The organism is Gemmata sp. (assembly GCF_051859125.1).
Taxonomy (GTDB): domain Bacteria; phylum Planctomycetota; class Planctomycetia; order Gemmatales; family Gemmataceae; genus Gemmata.
Window position 1 is genome coordinate 40,370 of record NZ_JBHYGG010000244.1, and the last position, 16,965, is coordinate 57,334.

General features: G+C 67.8%; 16 protein-coding genes. 12 read left to right on the top strand and 4 right to left on the bottom strand.

Annotated features, from left to right (window positions below; genetic code table 11):
• The first annotated feature begins 167 nt into the window (after positions 1 to 167).
• The 5 genes from ACTIGN_RS20380 (at position 168) to ACTIGN_RS20400 (ending at position 5,277) form a co-directional block, all read left to right on the top strand.
• Positions 168 to 371 (top strand): hypothetical protein, encoded by a 204-nt coding sequence (locus ACTIGN_RS20380; protein WP_439627210.1) that lies wholly within the window; start codon positions 168 to 170, stop codon positions 369 to 371.
• A gap of 109 nt (positions 372 to 480) precedes the next feature.
• Positions 481 to 2,493, top strand: a complete 2,013-nt coding sequence (locus ACTIGN_RS20385; RefSeq protein WP_439627212.1) for an ATP-dependent DNA helicase — start codon at positions 481 to 483, stop codon at positions 2,491 to 2,493.
• 256 nt (positions 2,494 to 2,749) lie between these two features.
• Entirely contained in the window at positions 2,750 to 3,004 is a 255-nt protein-coding gene (locus ACTIGN_RS20390; protein ID WP_439627214.1) for a hypothetical protein, read from the top strand.
• 228 nt (positions 3,005 to 3,232) lie between these two features.
• Positions 3,233 to 4,285: a tyrosine-protein phosphatase gene (locus tag ACTIGN_RS20395; protein ID WP_439627216.1), complete on the top strand. Its 1,053-nt coding sequence runs from the start codon at positions 3,233 to 3,235 to the stop codon at positions 4,283 to 4,285.
• Positions 4,286 to 4,302: 17 nt separating this feature from the next.
• Entirely contained in the window at positions 4,303 to 5,277 is a 975-nt protein-coding gene (locus tag ACTIGN_RS20400) for a glycosyltransferase family 2 protein (RefSeq protein WP_439627218.1), read from the top strand.
• 26 nt (positions 5,278 to 5,303) lie between these two features.
• Here ACTIGN_RS20400 and ACTIGN_RS20405 read toward each other — a convergent pair whose 3' ends face one another.
• Complete coding sequence (locus tag ACTIGN_RS20405) at positions 5,304 to 5,720, bottom strand: hypothetical protein (protein WP_439627220.1); 417 nt, start codon at positions 5,718 to 5,720, stop codon at positions 5,304 to 5,306.
• A gap of 273 nt (positions 5,721 to 5,993) precedes the next feature.
• Here ACTIGN_RS20405 and ACTIGN_RS20410 point away from each other — a divergent pair, with 273 nt between their 5' ends.
• Positions 5,994 to 6,515, top strand: coding sequence for a hypothetical protein (locus tag ACTIGN_RS20410; protein WP_439627222.1), 522 nt, complete (start codon positions 5,994 to 5,996; stop codon positions 6,513 to 6,515).
• On the opposite strand, the gene ACTIGN_RS20415 is transcribed toward ACTIGN_RS20410, so the two are convergent.
• The gene (locus ACTIGN_RS20415) at positions 6,496 to 7,338 is read right to left on the bottom strand and encodes a glycosyltransferase family 2 protein (protein ID WP_439627224.1); all 843 of its coding nucleotides are present in this window, start codon (positions 7,336 to 7,338) and stop codon (positions 6,496 to 6,498) included. The genes ACTIGN_RS20410 and ACTIGN_RS20415 overlap by 20 nt on opposite strands.
• A gap of 149 nt (positions 7,339 to 7,487) precedes the next feature.
• Between ACTIGN_RS20415 and ACTIGN_RS20420 the strand changes: the two genes are divergently transcribed.
• Entirely contained in the window at positions 7,488 to 8,363 is an 876-nt protein-coding gene (locus ACTIGN_RS20420; protein ID WP_439627226.1) for a hypothetical protein, read from the top strand.
• Between the two features lie 17 nt (positions 8,364 to 8,380).
• Here ACTIGN_RS20420 and ACTIGN_RS20425 read toward each other — a convergent pair whose 3' ends face one another.
• Positions 8,381 to 9,118, bottom strand: coding sequence for an energy-coupling factor ABC transporter ATP-binding protein (locus ACTIGN_RS20425; protein ID WP_439627228.1), 738 nt, complete (start codon positions 9,116 to 9,118; stop codon positions 8,381 to 8,383).
• Positions 9,115 to 9,840: a cobalt ECF transporter T component CbiQ gene (gene cbiQ / locus ACTIGN_RS20430; RefSeq protein WP_439627230.1), complete on the bottom strand. Its 726-nt coding sequence runs from the start codon at positions 9,838 to 9,840 to the stop codon at positions 9,115 to 9,117. Before cbiQ ends, ACTIGN_RS20425 begins: the two co-directional genes overlap by 4 nt.
• Before the next feature lie 210 nt (positions 9,841 to 10,050).
• On the opposite strand from cbiQ, the gene ACTIGN_RS20435 reads away from it, so the two are divergent.
• From ACTIGN_RS20435 to ACTIGN_RS20455, 5 genes are all read left to right on the top strand, one after another.
• Positions 10,051 to 10,929 (top strand): phosphoribosylaminoimidazolesuccinocarboxamide synthase, encoded by an 879-nt coding sequence (locus ACTIGN_RS20435; RefSeq protein WP_439627232.1) that lies wholly within the window; start codon positions 10,051 to 10,053, stop codon positions 10,927 to 10,929.
• A gap of 49 nt (positions 10,930 to 10,978) precedes the next feature.
• Positions 10,979 to 11,701, top strand: a complete 723-nt coding sequence (locus ACTIGN_RS20440; protein WP_439627234.1) for a TIGR02996 domain-containing protein — start codon at positions 10,979 to 10,981, stop codon at positions 11,699 to 11,701.
• Positions 11,702 to 11,710: 9 nt separating this feature from the next.
• Positions 11,711 to 12,883, top strand: coding sequence for a DegT/DnrJ/EryC1/StrS family aminotransferase (locus tag ACTIGN_RS20445; RefSeq protein WP_439627236.1), 1,173 nt, complete (start codon positions 11,711 to 11,713; stop codon positions 12,881 to 12,883).
• 11 nt (positions 12,884 to 12,894) lie between these two features.
• A complete protein-coding gene (locus ACTIGN_RS20450; protein ID WP_439627238.1) occupies positions 12,895 to 14,520 on the top strand; it encodes a hypothetical protein in 1,626 nt (541 codons plus the stop codon).
• A 130-nt stretch (positions 14,521 to 14,650) separates the two neighbouring features.
• Positions 14,651 to 16,795, top strand: coding sequence for a prolyl oligopeptidase family serine peptidase (locus ACTIGN_RS20455; RefSeq protein WP_439627240.1), 2,145 nt, complete (start codon positions 14,651 to 14,653; stop codon positions 16,793 to 16,795).
• Positions 16,796 to 16,965 lie beyond the last annotated feature (170 nt).

The window sequence follows — 16,965 nt, forward strand, 5'->3', positions numbered from 1 at the left end:
CGGTGTCGGAGTACCATCCGGGTTCGCCATCGGTCAGCGGGAAGGTGACGTGTGACGCCAGGTACTCGCTTGTTTCCCGGGACGAGAACGGACCGCGGGGCACCTTCGGCGACCACCGCTTTCGGAGGGGCGAGCGTGTCGGGTTCCGGCCCGAAGCCGACGGCTCGGTGACCGCGATCGCGCCGGATTACACGCACGCGCTTCCGGCCGGCTCCTACGCGTGGGTGGTCGTGCCCGGTTCAGTTCCATCGGTCTCCGAGCGCTTGTTGGCCGATTCCTGCCGGAACGCGGTCAAGGTCGTCGCGGTCGCTGGAATCGTGGTCGTTGGCGCGATGGCCCTGGTCGGAGCGATGCTCGTGCTGGGGTTGTGATCGCCCGGGTGGCGGGGGTGTTCGCTCGCGGCACGGATCGGCCCCGTCCCTGGCGGTCGCGACGCAACCGGCCTTGTCTCGCGGCACCCGGCGCGCCAACAATCCACGCATGGACACGCGAAAAATCCTCGGCCCGGACGGGCTCGTCTCGAAGAAGTGGCCCGGGTTCGAGTCCCGCCCGCAGCAGCTCGACATGGCCGACGCGGTCGCCGACGCGCTCGCGCGCAAGCGGAAGCTGCTCGTCGAGGCCGGCACCGGGGTCGGCAAGTCGTTCGCGTACCTCGTCCCCGCGATCCAGGCCGTCACCAGCAAGAAGGACTTCAAGGTCGTCGTCTCGACGCACACGATCGGCCTGCAAGAGCAGCTCGTCCGCAAGGACCTCCCGTTCCTCCAGTCGGTGATGCCCGGCGACATCCGCCCGGTGCTCGTGAAGGGCCGCGGGAACTACCTGAGCCTCCGCCGGCTCCGGGCGGCGCAGGCGCGGGCGACCTCGCTCCTCGAGTCGCACGCCGCCGTCGACCAGCTCGTCCAGATCGGCCGGTGGTCGCGGCAGACGACCGACGGGAGCAAGTCGGACCTGCCGGTGCAGCCGTACGAGCCGGTGTGGGACCTGGTGCAGAGCGACAGCTCGAACTGCCTCGGCCGCAAGTGCCCGCACCACTCCGACTGCTTCTACTTCCAGGCCCGCAAGCGGGTGTTCGGCGCGAACGTCCTCGTCGTGAACCACGCACTGTTCTTCGCCGACCTCGCGCTGCGGCGGTCCGGCGGCGGGCTCCTCCCGGACTACAACGCGGTCGTCTTCGACGAGGCGCACACGCTCGAAGACGTGGCCGCCGACTACCTCGGGATCGCGGTGTCGCAGGGCGGCGTCGAGTACGTCCTGAACCAACTGCTCGCGCCGCGGACGCAGAAGGGGATCCTCGCGACGCTCGGCGATGGCGACGCGGTCGCGCAGCTCGAAGCGACCCGGCAGGCGTCCGAGAAGTTCTTCCTGGCGGTGTACCAGTGGCACCTCTCGCAGCCGCGGGGGACCGGCCGCGTCCGCGAGGAAGGCGTCGTTCCCGACCACCTCTCGGAAGAATTGAAGAAGCTCGCGAGCCAGCTCCACGAACTCGCGAAGGGCCGCGATGCCGAGGAGGAGCGGCTCGAACTCACGAGCCGCGGCGACCGGCTGCTCGGCATGGCGAAGTCGGTCCGGGAGTGGCTCGGCCAGGGCCTTGCGGGGCAGGTGTACTGGGTCGAGGTGAAGCCCGGCCGGGTGCCGCGGGTGGCGCTGGCGAGCGCCCCGATCGAGGTGGGCGCGGCGCTCAAGCAGCAGCTCTACGACCAGGTGCCGTCGGTGATCCTGACGTCGGCGACGCTCTCGGCCGCGGGCGACGAGTCCGGGTTCAAGCTGTTCCAGCAGCGGCTCGGGCTCGAGGACGCCGACACCAAGCAACTCGGCAGCCCGTTCGACTACGCGAAGCAGGCCGAACTGCACCTGTTCAAGACGATGCCCGACCCGTCGGCACAGGCGGCCCGGTACGAGGAAGAGGTGCTGGCGCGGCTCCCCGAGTACGTCGCGAAGACGCAGGGCCGGGCGTTCGTGCTGTTCACCAGCTACGGGTTCCTGAACCGTGCGGTGGACAAGCTCGGCGGGTTCCTCGGCCGCAACGGGTACACCCTCTTCGCCCAGGGCACGGGGCTCCCCGCGGCGAAGCTGCTGGAGCAGTTCCGCGAGGCGAAGAAGGGGGTGCTGTTCGGCGTGGACAGCTTCTGGCAGGGGGTGGACGTGCGGGGCGAGGCGCTGTCGAACGTCATCATCACGAAGCTGCCGTTCGCGGTGCCCGACCGGCCGCTGACCGAGGCGCGGCTCGAGGCGATCCAGGCCGACGGCGGGAACCCGTTCATGGACTACCAGGTGCCGCAGGCGGTCATCAAGCTGAAGCAGGGGTTCGGGCGGCTGATCCGCACCGCGACCGACACGGGCATCGTGGTGCTGTTCGACCCGCGGGTGCTGACCAAGCCGTACGGCCGGGTGTTCCTCGACGCGCTGCCGGACGCGAAGCGGTTCATCGACGGCGTCGAGCTGCCGCCGTGCGACCCGAAGCCGCCAACGGGCCGCAAGCTCCGGGCCGGGTGAGCCGCACATCTCTCACGCGCGCCGCAATCCGCGCGGTCCCGGAAAACAAGTGAACCCGGCGAACCCGGGCGGACGATAAATGAGGCGTCGGGAGGGAATAGGCAGGAGCCGATCCCGCCCGGCCCACCGCGGCCCTCACCGGTCGCCGGTGCGTTCACCCCGCGCCGCCGCCGGGGTCTGCGGACCGCTTCGCGCGCCCGCACCCCCGGCGGCGGACTCGGGACTTCACACTCTCAAGCCACGGATGGTATCGGTCATGCGCCGCAAGCTCGCACTGATCGCCGTGCTCGGTGGCCTGGCCGCCGGGTTCGGCTGCCAACACATCGCCGGGAAGAGCGACTGCGCTTACAACCCGGCCGACTACCCGATCCCGCCGGTCACGACCCCGTACCCGGTGTTCCCGGTCGTCGACCTCCCGAAGGAGCCGAAGGACAAGGAGAAGGAGAAGGTCGACCTCAAGAAGCCGACCGGCTCCGACACCGAGCCCAAGCTCAAGTTCGGCGACAAGTAATTCCCCCCCGGCACTTCCCCGTGCCGGGAGACCCCGATCGGCCCACCCGCTCCCCCCGCGGGTGGGCCGCTCCGTTTCCAGGTTATCCAGGGTAGGTCACTCGCTCCGCGAGTGACACCGGAGGCGGTCCGCGGCTCACGGTCGTTGCGCCGGGGTGCGACTCGCGGAGCGCGTCGCCTACGTTGGGCCGCTCCGTTTCCGGGCTTGCCCCGGCCGCCCGGTTGTGGCATGTTCTCCACCCGCATGGACGCACCCGACACGCCACCACCGGTCCCGCCCCCCGCACCCAGCCGCCGCGTCACGCGCCGCGGGCTGTTCAAGCTCGCCGGGGCGGGCGTCGTACTCGCCACCTCGGCCGAGGCGGCCCGGGTGCTGTTCGGCAGCAACGAGCACACCGTCATCCCCGGGAAGGTGTACCGGTCGGCACAGCTCCAGCAGCCGAAGCTGGAGCGGGTGATCGCCGAGAAGAAGATCCGCACCGTCATGAACCTGCGGGGGTGCTGCCCGCACATGGACTGGTACCTGGCCGACGCGCGGGCCACGAACGCCCGGCAGATCTGCCAGGAGGACCTCACGTTCTCCGCGAAGCGGTACCCGCCGGCCCCGGAAATCGTCCGCCTCGTCGAGGTGTTCGACAAGGCCGAGTACCCGGTCCTGATCCACTGCGCCCGCGGGTCCGACCGCACCGGCCTGGCGTGCGGCATGGCGGTGCTGCTGCTCACCGGCGGCGGCATCGACGCGGCCCGGCGGCAGCTCCACCCGCGGTACGGCCACGTCGCGGCGGTCGGCCGCACGGGCGTCCTCGACGAGTTCTTCGACGCATACGAAGCGAAGCTCGCGGCGACCGGCGAGGCACACTCGCCCGACCGGTTCCGCACGTGGGCCACTACCGAATACTGCCCGGGTCCGTTCCGCGCCGGGCTGTCGGTGATCGGCTCGACGGCCGTACCGGTCGGCGTCGGGTTCGCGATCACAGTTCGAGCCAAGAACCTGTCCGAGCAGTCGTGGAAGTTCGCGACCGGCGGCAGCGGCGGCGTCCACCTCACGTACTCGCTCCACGACTCCACCGGTGCGCTCGCGTACCGCGGCAAGGCCGGGTTCCTGGCCCGCACCGTCGCACCGGGCGAAGCCATCGACCTCGTCGCCGGGTTCCCGCCGGTGAAGCCCGGGGCGTACACGCTCAACGCCGACCTCATCGACGCGCAGCCCATCGACCTGCTCGACACCGCGTTCGCGCAGTACGGCTCCGAGGCGCTGATGGCGACCCTCACCGCGGCCTGACCCTCACCGAGACAGCCATGAAGCTCCTCTCTGTCGTCGTGCCGCTGAAGGACGAGCGAGACAACGTGCGGCCGCTGGTCGAGCGGGTCCGCGGCGCGCTGGCGGCCGCCGGCCCGTGGGAACTCGTGCTCGTTGACGACGGCAGTTCCGACGGCACCTTCGCCGAACTGGAAGCGGTCGCGGCCGAGGAGCCGCGGGTGAAGGTGGTGCGGTTGCGGCGGAACTTCGGCCAGAGCGCCGCGACGCAGGCCGGCCTCGACGCCGCCGCCGGCGACGTGATCGCGACGATGGACGGCGACCTCCAGAACGATCCGGCCGACATCCCGGTGATGGTCGCCAAGCTCGACGCGGGGTTCGACGCGGTACTCGGCCAGCGCCTGAACCGGCAGGACAAGGTGTTACTGCGTAAGGTGCCGAGCCTGTGCGCGAACTGGCTGATCCGCAAGGTGCTCGGCATCCCGTTCAAGGACTTCGGCTGCGCGATGCGGGTGATGCGCCGCGACGTGGCCGACGGGTTGCTGCTCTACGGTGAGATGCACCGGTTCATCACGGCGCTGGTGCTCCAACAGGGCGCACGGGTCACGCAGGTTCCCGTGCGGCACCACGCCCGCTCGGCCGGCGCGTCGAAGTACAACCTCACGCGCACCGTGCGCGTCGTCCTCGACCTGATGACGGTGAAGTTCCAGGGGAGCTACCAGACGCGGCCGATGCACCTGTTCGGGCTGTTCGGCTTGGTGTGCCTGTTCCTCGGGTTCGCGGGCGTGTCGGCGTCGGTGGTGATGAAGTACACGTCCGGCCCCGGCATGACGGCGAACCCGCTGTTCCTGCTCGGTGCGGTGGCGAGCCTGATGGGTGTGCAGTTCGTGTCGCTGGGACTGATGGGCGAAGTACTCACGCGCGTCTACTTCGAGAGCCAGGGCAAGCGCCCCTACGCCGTCCGCGAGTCCCGCAACCTGGCCGACGCGCCCGTCACCACAAAGCGTGCGGCGTGAGCAAGACGGCTCAAGATCATGGTTCTTTAACTGACCGGTTGGCGAAGGTCAGCTGAGTTTGCGGGTGTGCGGGTGCCCGATTCGGTATCCGAACCGCCGCGGAGCGACCACCACCGACCTGTGTTCCTCTCGGCCTCGAAGTCTATCTGCTGGAGAAATTCCAACCCCGTTCCCAGCAATCGCAGGGCAGCCGAGTGACCTGGGGGCAGGAACTCGGTCGTGCTGCCGTAGTATCCAATCTCTTCCACCCGGAGCGCGACCGGTCCGCTGGTGCCGGCGTCAAGGGTAACCAGTTCCCCCGTTCCATCATCCCGCTCGATCTGTTTCCAGCAGAACGTCGTGAAAATCTCGCCCACGCGGATGGCTGTGGGACCGCAGTAGCCGCAGAACACAGTCGTGCCCTGGCCGACTCGCGTTGCGTTGTAGATCGCGAACTCGATCACATTTCTTCCACCACTTAACTCTGACCGAAGTTGGCCAGCATCACGTCCCAGCCGTTGCTCGAATCGTCACCGATCACGGTCCGAGATAATTGCGAATGTCTGCGAGCGTCGCGGCGGAAGCCCACCCGGTGGTGAAGAGTATAGGCCGGGTGACGCCGCGCCCCACGCCCAAATTAACACCCCAGCCCGGGAAATCCCCCGCAACCGACATCGGGCGCGAACCTCGGGGCGGGTACATTCCTCCTCACCCAATAACCCCCGAGGAGCCGAGCGATGACCGACAAGGAGTTCCTGAGCGCGTTCGAGTCGGCGACGCTGGAACGCAGCCACTGGACGCACGACGCCCACGTGCGGGTCGCGTGGCTGTACCTGAGCAAGTACCCCGTCGCCGACGCGCTGGAGAAGGTCCGCGGCGGCATCCGGCGGCTGAACCAGGCGTTCGCGTCGGCCGGAGCCGCGCCGTGCCGGCCGGTCGATGCCCAGAACCCGCCGGGGTACCACGACACCATCACCGTCGCGTTCGTGCGGGTGATCGCAGGGCGGCTGGGGGCGGGGGAGAAGTACGAGGCGTTCCGCGAGCGCAACGCCGACCTGTTCGACCGGTCGCTGTCGGCCATCCGCAAGCACTACACCAAGAAGGTGCTGTTCTCGGCGAAGGCCCGCAAGGGATTCGTCGAGGCGAACCGCGCCCCGCTCCCGGCCGTCGGCCCGTGGGGTGCCGAGCCGCAGACCGGCGTCGCGCCGGTGGCTCGCGGCCGCACCAAGAGCCGGGCTGTCACGGCGACTTCGGCCTGAACAGGTCGTTGGTCCGCACGCCGAGGCGGTGGAGCCAGTACTGGCCCACCGCCTTGAGCGTTTCCAGGCCGTACTTCGTGCTGCGGCGGAAGTTGATCTGGCTCGCCTCGTCGAAGTACCGCACCGGCACCGGCACGTCGCCGAGGCGGAACCCGAAGTGGACCGCCTGCACCAGGAACTGCGTGTCGAAGACGAAGTCGTTCGAGTTCCGCTCGAACGGGATCGTTTCCAGTACCTTCCGCCGGTACACCCGGAACCCGCTGTGGAACTCGCCGAGGTTCTGGCCAAGCGCGAGGTTCTCGAACGCCGTCAGCCCGCGGTTGCTGACGTACTTCCACCACGGCATCCCGCACCCCATCGCCTCTTCACGGCTCCGCACGCGGTTGCCGAGTACCACGTCGCAGATGCCCAGCTCGATGATGCCGACCGCGTGCGGAATGACGCGCGAGTCGTACTGGTAGTCCGGGTGGATCATCACCACCACGTCGGCCCCGTGGTCGAGGCAGTACTTGTAACACGTCTTCTGGTTGCCGCCGTAGCCCGTGTTCTTCTCGTGAACGATGACCGTCAGGCCCATGTCGCGGGCGAGCTGAACGGTGTTGTCTTTGCTGCCGTCATCGACGAGCAGGATCTCATCAACGCACCCGGGCGGGAACCCGGCGAGCGTCGCGGCGAGCGTGGTCGCGGCGTTGTACGCAGGAAGAACGGCGATCACCTTGTGGCCGCGCTTCGGCTCCGGCCCGGCGGGGCGCAAGATGCGGCCGACCGGGAACGGCTCGTGGATCGGGTTCAGCGGCGGTGCGGTCAAAAGCGAGGACGACATCGGGTGACAGCCGGGGGATGTTGACGGTTCAATATCGAGTATATTGCTTGGGATGGGGGCGAGGCACGTCAGAACTTGCTTCGCGTTGCGAACCTTCTGTCCGTCGAGGCACTCTATCTGACGCGGCCCCGAGTATTTCGGAGGTGATGATGTCGCCCGAGTTGCCCAGCGAGAAGGTCACGGCGGGGGTACCCGCCGCTCCCCACGCGTCCGAAGACCACGATGTCGATTTCACGTCGCGTCTCCGGTCACTTTTCTCTTCCCTTGGCCAAACTGTCGCAGAATTCCAACGCGAACAAGAGCGACGGATGGAACCCATCCGTGCCATCATCGATCAATGGATGCAGTTGGCTCGTGCCGCACATGAAATTCAACCAGAGCTAATCTCGCGCCTCCTAGGTCGTGGCTGGTATCACAGTTACTACTTTACTGATAGTCTGATGTTGGCGTTGCACGGGCTTTTTGAACTCGGCCGGATGGACGAAGTTGATGCGTTGATGGCTGAATTTGCTCGCAGCCAGTTGGATCGAATAAAATGCGACCTACTACGACATTTTGCTTCACGGGCCTTGATTATTGAAGATGCGTTCTCGGCTCATTCGGCTGGCAAGTACACATTGAGCGTCCCGACTCTGCTGGCGCAAGCTGACGGCATCGGGAGAGAGGTTCTAAAAACTGGTTGGAAAGGCACGTTCGATAAACCGGATCGGAAACGAAGCCTCGCAGCTCTGCTGAGAGTTTTCGAACTCTCCGAAGGGGGGAGCCTTTGTGATGCTGACTCAATTTATGGACGAATGCTCTCTCCGTTGACCCATGACTGGAGCTTAACAGACCCAACGAATAGGCCCACTGGTTTCTTAAACCGGCACGGAGTTCTCCACGGTTTGCATGTGGATTATCCGACAGAAGAGAACTCATTACGATCCGTTTTGCTACTGGGATTTTTGTTAGATGCTCGAAAGATTATATATGAAGATCTGGAGAATCGGAGAGCGATGATCACGAGGTTGGCGACTGAAGTTTAACCGGAGGAACCGTGGGATCACCGCAGCCGGTGCGGCACCTCCAACCCGTGCCGGTCCATGAGTTCGGGGTTCGCGAGCAACTCGGCGACGGGTCCGTCGGCCGCCAGACGACCGCCGTCGAGGACGAGCGCCCGCGAACACACGTCGAGCGCGAGGTCGAGGTCGTGCGTCGCGATCAGTTTCGTGCCCGGGAGGCGGCGGATCAACTCGATGAGGTCGCGGCGGCCGCGGGGGTCGAGGAACGCGCTCGGCTCATCGAGCAGCAGCACCGCCGGCCGCATCGCCAGCACGCCGGCCAGCGCCGCCCGCCGCTTGTCGCCGCCCGAGAGCTTGAACGGCACCCGCTCGCCGGCCTCGGGGGGCAGACCGACCGCGGAGAGTGCTTCCGCGGCACGCGACTTCGCCTCCTCGACCGACAGGCCGAGGTTGAGCGGGCCGAAGCACACGTCTTCGAGCACGGTCGGGCTGAAGAGCTGGTCGTCCGGGTTCTGGAACACGATGCCGATCGACTCGGGGAGCTTCTTGCGGTGCGTCTGGTCCGAGGGGTCGAGCCCGCGAACGCTCGCCTCGCCGGGCTTCCCGCTCAGCACCCCGCACAGCCGCAGGAACAGCGTCGTCTTCCCGGCCCCGTTCGGGCCGACGATCGCGATGCACTCGCCCGCGGCCACCGAGAACGAGAGCCCGTCGAGCGCGGTGCGGCCGTCCGCGTAGCGGTGGCACAGGTTGGAAACGCGGAGGGCAGGGGTGTCGGTCAAGAGAGAACCGTGCGGTCGATGAGGACGAGCACAACAATGGTGGCGACCACTGTCGCAAAGGAGATGATATCGGCCGCTGCGGTGCGGAACGCGCTGGCCGAGTGGAACGTGCCGTCGAACCCGCGGCACCGCATCGCCTCGGTCACGCGGTCGGCGCGGTCGGCCCCGCGGACGAGCACCGCCCCGACGACGTTGCCCGTGGTGTGGTAGCCGTGGCGGTCCGGCGTCATGCGGAACCCGCGGGTGCGGAGCGCGACCCGCACGCGCCGCAACTCGTCGCCCAGGAGGAACGCATACCGGTACGCGAGGCCGGTGAGCAGCACGAGCACACCGGGCACCTTCAACCGGTGGGCGGCCGCGAGGGTGCGGTGCGGCGGGGCGGTGCCGATGACGACGAGGGCGAAGCACCCGACCGCGAGGCACCGCCCGAACACGACCGCACCCGCGACGAGCCCGCGTTCCGACACGCGCACCGGCCCGACGTCCCACCCGCTGCCGCTCGGGTCGAGTGTGAATGGAAGCACGACGAGGAACGGCAGCGCCGCGAACGCGAGAAGGCCGAGGCGCGTTCGCACCCACTTCAGCGGGAGCCGCGAAAGTGCGAGCAGCGCCAGGCCGAGCGCGAGCGCGCCGGCGACCGTGGCGGCCTGCGTGAGTGCGGCCGCGCCGAACGCCGCCACCGTGAGCGCCGCGAGCTTCCACCGGGCGTCCCACCGGGCCACTCGCGAATCGGGTACGTCGGGGTGTCTGAACATCGCGTGTGGTGCAATTGTTCGGTGGGGCAGGCATTCTTGCCTGCCGCTCGGGTGGCTGGAGGCAGGCAAGAATGCCTGCCCCACCAGATACATACAGGCCGCCCAAACAACTCCGTGGGGCCGTCCCGGTTCCGTATCCTGAGATCGTAGTGACCGCGGGCCGCCAGGAAGTGCCACATGCCGACCGACGCACTGTTGCAGAGTGACGTGACGGGGTTCCCGGTGCGCCGCGGGAAGGTCCGCGACGTGTACGACCTGGGCGACGCGCTCGCCATCGTCGCCACCGACCGCATCAGCGCGTTCGACTACATCCTCTCGCCGCCGATCCCCGAGAAGGGCCGCATCCTCACCGCGCTCAGCGTGTTCTGGTTCGACTGGCTCCAGGTGCCGCACCACCTCGTCAGCACGCGGCTCGAAGACCTCCCGGCGGCGTTCCACCAGCCCGAACTCGCCGGCCGCACGATGCTCGTGAAGAAGACCAAGGTGGTGCCGATCGAGTGCGTCGCCCGCGGGTACATCCTCGGGTCGGGGTGGAAGGAGTACAAGGCGAGCCGCACCGTCTGCGGCATCCCGCTGCCCGAAGGGTTGCAGGAGGCCGGTAAGCTCGCCGAGCCGATCTTCACGCCCGCGACCAAGGAGGAAGAGGGCCGGCACGACGAGAACATCTCGTTCGAGCGCACGGTGGAACTGGTCGGCCGCGAGACCGCGTCGGAACTCCGCGACCGCACGCTCGACGTCTACCGCCGGGCCGCCGCACACGCCGAGGCCCGGGGCATCATCCTCGCCGACACCAAGCTCGAATGGGGCCGGTTGCCGTCCGGCGAGCTGATCCTGATCGACGAGGTGCTGACGCCCGACAGCTCGCGGTTCTGGCCGAAGGAGACGTACAAGCCGGGTGCGTCGCCGCCGTCGTTCGACAAGCAGTTCGTCCGCGACTGGCTCGAAACGACGCCGTGGGACAAGTCGAGCCCGCCCCCGCACCTCCCGCCCGACGTCGTCGCGAAGACCGCCGCGAAGTACCGCGAGGCGCTGGAGAAGCTCAGCGGTGCGGGCTGATGCGAACGAAGGGTCGGGCGCTCCTGAGTCTGGCACCGGAGGCGTTGCCGTGGGCATCTTCGACTGGTTCCGTCGCTCAAGAAGTGCCCCCGCACAGCCCCGGAACCCCCTGCAAGCATCGCCGCGTCCGTTCGATGTGCCAGCGGGGTTGGTTTCGGAGGAAGCAGCCTTCCTGCGCGGTCTTGAGGCTGACCCAGCCGACGACACGCTCCGCCTCGTGTACGCGGACTGGTTGCAGGAGTGGGACGACCACAGGCACGAGTTCCTTCGCGCTGCGGTTGCGATGCGCGCCGCTGTGGTGAGTGGTGAGTGCGTCCCGGGCCTCGTTCACCATGTTCGTTACCTTCGGAAGACCGTTCCCGCCGAGTGGGTCGTCTGGGCGGATCGGAGCTTAGCTGAAGACGACGTGCGCGAACCCGTGTTCCGGAGCCTCTTGGGCGAAGGTCTCAGGGACGCAGAGATATTCCTGCGAGTCGATTACTTCCATGACCCATCCCCGTACCTCATGGCAGGTTTAGTTGACGGCTATCCGGAAGCGAAACCAGTCTCGGTGGCGAAAAGGGGCAGTGAGGGAGTTCACTACGACAGACGAACCTTGCGGTACGGAAGCGTGTGGTGTGTCCACGAGTTGGCTTGGGAATCGGAGAGTTGCTGCAACGCCGAGGGCTCGTTCCACGGGGGCTCGCTTGCAGCATTCGGGAACTTGTTTCGTGTGGGCATTCAAGAGGGTGCCTGGACGGTACTCAGTGAATCAACCTCTTGGACTTCGTAGCCGACCAACATGTCTGACCCATCCCTTCCCGCGTTGCTCGGTGGTGCGCCGGTGCGGCCGAGCGGGCCGCCGGTGTGGCCGTTTCCTGATGACGACGTGCGGGCTGCGCTGGCGGCGGCGGTCGTGAGCGGCGCGTGGGGTCAGTACCACGGCGAACACGTCTGCGCGCTGGAAAGCGAGTTGGCGGCGTTCCACGGCGTTCCGCACGCGATCACCTGCGCCAGCGGCACATGCGCGGTCGAGGCGGCGCTGCGGGCACTGCGGGTTGGGCCGGGCGACGAGGTCGTCATGGCGGCCTACGACTACGAGTCGAACTTCCTCACCGTCCACTCGCTCGGCGCGAAGCCGGTGCTGGTTGACGTCCACCCCGACACCTGGCAACTCGACCCGGCCAATCTCGAAGCCGCGTTCACTCCGCAAACCCGGGCGGTCATCTGCTCGCACCTGCACGGCGGGCTCGTGGCGGTTCGCGAGGTCGTCGAGATCGCACACCGGCACAACGTCGGCGTGGTCGAGGACGCGGCGCAGGCTCCCGGCGCGACCGTAGACGGCCGGCCCACGGGCACAACGGGCGACGTCGGCGTGCTGAGCTTCGGGGGGTCGAAGTTGCTCACGGCCGGCCGCGGCGGAGCGCTGCTGTTCACCGATCCGCAGTTGTACCAGCGGGCGAAGCTGTGGCTGCACCGCGGGCTCCAGCAGTGGGCTCCGCTCAGCGAACTCCAGGCCGCCGCGCTCCGCCCGCAGTTGGCGAAGCTCCCCGCGATGAATGCCCGACGCGCCGAGAACGTCAAGGAACTGGTGGCGGCGCTGCCAGTCGAGCCACGGGGCTTGTCCCCGTGGGTGAGAGAAGACCACGGCGGTTCGCCCGCGTTCTACAAGCTCGGGTTCCACTACGACGCGGCCGCGGTCGGGCTGTCGCGCGAGGTGTTCGTGAAGGCGATCCGGGCGGAAGGCGTCGCGCTGGACGCGGGGTTCAAGGCGCTGCACGTCGGCCGGTCGCCGTCGCGGTTCCGGGCGGGCGGCGACCTCCCGAACGCGACCGCGGCGCACGACGGCTGCGTCGTGCTGCACCACCCGGTGCTGGCGCTGTCGCGGGCCGACGTCCGGCAGGTGGCGGAGGCCGTCGCGAAGGTGTATCGTTACCGGGACTCGCTCGCCGACCGCCCCCAGACCCGCGGATAACCGAGGCTCACATGCGCGCCGTTTCCGGCTTCGTGCTGCTCGCCCTGATGTCGCTGCTGCTGCCGCGGGCGCACGCGGCCGACCCCGTCGCCCCGAGCGGCAACTGGAAGCTGAGCGTCCCGCTCGGCCGCGAGGGGAGCCTGTTCCTGATGCTCGCGATCACCGAGCAGGATGGGAAGTGGGTCGGCGACTACCTGACCGCGTCCGAGAAGCTGCGGGCCGAGCCGAAGTTCAAGAGCATCGCGGTGAAGGGCGATAGCGTGCAGTTCACGATGGAGTTCGCCGGGCAGCCGTTCCTGTCGTTCGATGGGGTGCTCTCGAAGGACAAGAAGAAGATCTCCGGGTCGATCTCGGTCGTGGGCGGCCCGCTGCAACTCACCGACATGTTCCCGACCAAGCTCCGGGCGCTCGACGACCCGTTCGCCGCGGCCCGCGAGGCGCTCGGGCAGATCGACGACGGCCCCGGCCTGTTCGCGGCCGCCGGCGAGGTGCTGGCGAAGGCCGGGGCCAAGAAGGTGCCGGCCGACGAGGTGCGGGCGGTCCTCGACCGCCTCAACCGGGTCGCCGCAAACTACGGCCCGCGGTGGGAGCGCGAGTCCACGCTCCAGGCCGCGAACCTGTTGTCGGGCCAGGAGGGGTTCGCCGACCTCGCCGTCGCACAGGCGAAGCGGGCCGAGCGGTTGCTCACCGACGACGACGATGCCGCGACGCGCATGAAGGTGCTCGACGTGGTGGTGCAGGCGCTCAACAAGGCCGGCAAGCCCGACGACGCGAAGCCCTACGCGGCCCAGATGGCGAAGCTCGAGGCCCGCGACTTCGCCGACTACGCCAAGTCGTTCCCGTTCAAGACGACCGAGTTCGCTGGCCGCAAGATGAAGTCGGACCGCGGGGTGCTGGTCGAGGTGTTCACCGGGGCCGAGTGCCCGCCGTGCGCCGCGGTCGATCTGGCGTTCGACGGGCTCCTCAAGACGTACCCGCCGGCCGACGTGGTGCTGCTCCAGTACCACCTGCACATCCCGCGGCCGGACCCGCTCACGAACGCCGACTCGGCGTTCCGCGGCGAGGAGTTCTACGGCGACCAGCTCCGCGGCGCGCCGACGGTGTTCGTCGCGGGCAAGCTCGGACCGGCCGGCGGCGGCCCGCCGTCGAACGCGGGCAAGACCTACGAGGCGATCCGCGAGTCGATCGACGCGGCGCTGGAGAAGCCCGCGGGGGTGAAGCTGGCGCTGGCCGTGACGAAGGGCGAGAAGGGCGGGTACACCGCGAAGGCCACGGTCGCGGACCTGGAGACGCCCGGCGAGAAGGTGGTGCTGCGGTTCGCGCTCGCCGAAGAGCGGGTGCGGTACGCCGGCGGCAACGGCATTCGGTACCACCACATGGTCGTGCGGTCGATGCCCGGCGGCACCAAGGGGTTCCCGCTCGCCAAGAAGACCGCAGAGCAGACGGTCACCTTCGACCCCGCCGAGGTGCGGGGGGCGCTGAACAAGTACCTCGACAACTTCGTCAAGGCCGACGAGCCGTTCCCGCGGCCCGACCGCCCGCTCGCACTGAAGAACCTGAAGCTCGTCGCGTTCGTCCAGAACGACGCCACCCGCGAGGTCCTCACCGCCGTGCAGGTGGACGTGGACGCGAAGTGACCTTGGTGGGGCAGGCATTCTTGCCTGCCCGCGCCTTCGGAGGCAGGCAAGAATGCCTGCCCCACCCGAGCGAGCCCCTCTCCGCGAACCGACCACCGTTTCCCGCTAACATTCCCCGACAGGAGTCGCCATGCGCTGGCTGTTCGCTTGCACCCTGACCGCGTTCGTACTGCTCGGCGTGACGGCAGAGGAGAAGAAGTTGAAGTACCCCGACACGAAGAAGGGCGACCAGACCGACGAGTACCACGGCACCAGGGTCGCCGACCCGTACCGGTGGCTGGAGGACGACGTTCGCACGTCGAAGGACGTGGCCGCGTGGGTCGAGGCCGAGAACAAGGTCACGAACGCCTACCTCGAAGCGATCCCCGAGCGCGAGGCGATCAAGAAGCGCATCACCGAGCTGTGGAACTACGAGAAGATCTCGGCCCCGTTCAAGGTGGGCGGCCGGTACTTCTTCTTCAAGAACGACGGGCTCCAGAACCAGAGCGCGATGTTCGTTCACGACTCGCTGGACGCCGAGCCGAAGCTGCTCCTCGACCCCAACACCTGGAGCAAGGACGGCACCGTCGCGCTCGCCGGCATGGCGCTGACCGACGACGCCAAGTTCCTCGCCTACGGCGTGGCCGAGGCCGGCAGCGACTGGAACACCTGGAAGGTGTTCGACGTCGCCGGGGGCAAGACCGTGGCCGACGAACTCAAGTGGGTGAAGTTCAGCGGCGCGAGCTGGACCCTCGACGGCAAGGGGTTCTACTACAGCCGGTTCCCCGAGCCCAAGAAGGACGCCGCGTTCCAGTCGCTCAACGAGAACCAGGCGCTCTACTACCACACGCTCGGCACCCCGCAGGCCGACGACAAACTCGTCTACGAGCGGCCCGACAACCCGAAGTGGACCGTCGGCGGGAGCGTCACCGAGGACGGCAAGTTCCTCATCATCTCGGTGGGCGACGGCACCACGAGCCGCAAGGTGCGGGTCGCGTACCAGGATCTGACCGACCCCGCGAGCAAGCCCGTGGACCTCGTGCCCAACCACGAGAACAAGTTCAACTTCCTGGGCAACGACGGCGGCGTGTTCTACTTCCAGACCGATTACAAGGCCCCCAAGTATCAGATCGTCGCCATCGACACCAAGAAGCCGGAACCGAGGGACTGGAAGACGATCGTCCCCGAGGCGAACGAGGTGCTCGACAGCACCGACCTCGTCGGCAACCGGTTCATTTGCAGCTACCTGAAGGACGCGAAGACCGCGGTGAAGGTCCACGAGATCGACGGCAAGTTCGTCCGCGACGTGGCGCTGCCCGGCATCGGCACCGCGTCCGGGTTTAGCGGCAAGCGGACCGACACCGAGACGTTCTACACGTTCAGCAGCTTCGACTCGCCGACCCGCATCTACCGGTACGACGTCCCGACCGGCGAGAGCAAGCTCATCCGCCAGGCGAAGGTGAAGTTCAACCCGGACGACTACGAGGTGAAGCAGGTCTTCTACGCGAGCAAGGACGGCACCAAGGTGCCGATGTTCCTCGCGCACAAGAAGGGACTGAAGCTCGACGGCTCGAACCCGACGCTCCTGTACGGGTACGGCGGGTTCAACATCTCGCTGACGCCGGGGTTCTCGGTGTCGCGGCTCCAGTGGATGGAGATGGGCGGGGTGCTCGCGGTGGCGAACCTGCGGGGCGGCGGCGAGTACGGCGACGCCTGGCACCGCGGCGGCACCAAGCTCCAGAAGCAGAACGTGTTCGACGACTTCATCGCGGCCGCCGAGTACCTCGTGAGTGAGAAGTACACGAGTCCCAAGAAACTTGCCATCCAGGGCGGCAGCAACGGCGGGCTGCTCGTCGGCGCGTGCATGACGCAGCGGCCGGACCTCTTCGGCGCGTGCCTGCCGGCCGTGGGCGTGATGGACATGCTGCGGTTCCAGAAGTTCACCGCCGGCAGGTTCTGGGTGGACGACTACGGCTCGTCGGACAACAAGAGCGAGTTCGACGCGCTGTACAAGTTCAGCCCGTACCACGTTCTGCTGAAGAACGGCCCGAAGGCGTACCCCGCGACGATGGTGACCACGGCCGACACCGACGACCGCGTGGTGCCGGGGCACAGCTTTAAGTTCGCGGCGGCGCTGCAGGCGAACCAGAGCGGCCCGGCCCCGGTGCTGATCCGCATCGAGACGAAGGCCGGCCACGGGGCCGGCAAGCCGACGGCAAAGGTCATCGAGGAGGTCGCCGACCAGTGGGCGTTCCTCGTCAAGACGCTCAACTTCAAGCCGGAGATCGGGAAGTAGTATGCTTTGGCGAGCCGGGGTGGTTGGCGAGGAGGTGCCGCGATGACCGAGGAGGAATGGCTGGGAGCGAGCGACCCGCGCGCATTCCTCACGCACGACCCCTCGGAGGAAAGACCTGCACTTTCCGCAACCTCAGGTGCTTACATCGCGGTGGTCAGATGTCACCACCA

Bases quoted from the DNA above. Each gene is read 5' to 3' on its own strand.
- ACTIGN_RS20415 (WP_439627224.1), bottom strand. From the start codon at position 7,338: ATGTCGTCCTCGCTTTTGACCGCACCGCCGCTGAACCCGATCCACGAG.
- ACTIGN_RS20445 (WP_439627236.1), top strand. From the start codon at position 11,711: ATGTCTGACCCATCCCTTCCCGCGTTGCTCGGTGGTGCGCCGGTGCGG.
- ACTIGN_RS20400 (WP_439627218.1), top strand. From the start codon at position 4,303: ATGAAGCTCCTCTCTGTCGTCGTGCCGCTGAAGGACGAGCGAGACAAC.
- ACTIGN_RS20395 (WP_439627216.1), top strand. From the start codon at position 3,233: ATGTTCTCCACCCGCATGGACGCACCCGACACGCCACCACCGGTCCCG.
- ACTIGN_RS20410 (WP_439627222.1), top strand. From the start codon at position 5,994: ATGACCGACAAGGAGTTCCTGAGCGCGTTCGAGTCGGCGACGCTGGAA.
- ACTIGN_RS20455 (WP_439627240.1), top strand. From the start codon at position 14,651: ATGCGCTGGCTGTTCGCTTGCACCCTGACCGCGTTCGTACTGCTCGGC.
- ACTIGN_RS20420 (WP_439627226.1), top strand. From the start codon at position 7,488: ATGTCGCCCGAGTTGCCCAGCGAGAAGGTCACGGCGGGGGTACCCGCC.
- ACTIGN_RS20450 (WP_439627238.1), top strand. From the start codon at position 12,895: ATGCGCGCCGTTTCCGGCTTCGTGCTGCTCGCCCTGATGTCGCTGCTG.
- ACTIGN_RS20390 (WP_439627214.1), top strand. From the start codon at position 2,750: ATGCGCCGCAAGCTCGCACTGATCGCCGTGCTCGGTGGCCTGGCCGCC.
- ACTIGN_RS20435 (WP_439627232.1), top strand. From the start codon at position 10,051: ATGCCGACCGACGCACTGTTGCAGAGTGACGTGACGGGGTTCCCGGTG.
- ACTIGN_RS20385 (WP_439627212.1), top strand. From the start codon at position 481: ATGGACACGCGAAAAATCCTCGGCCCGGACGGGCTCGTCTCGAAGAAG.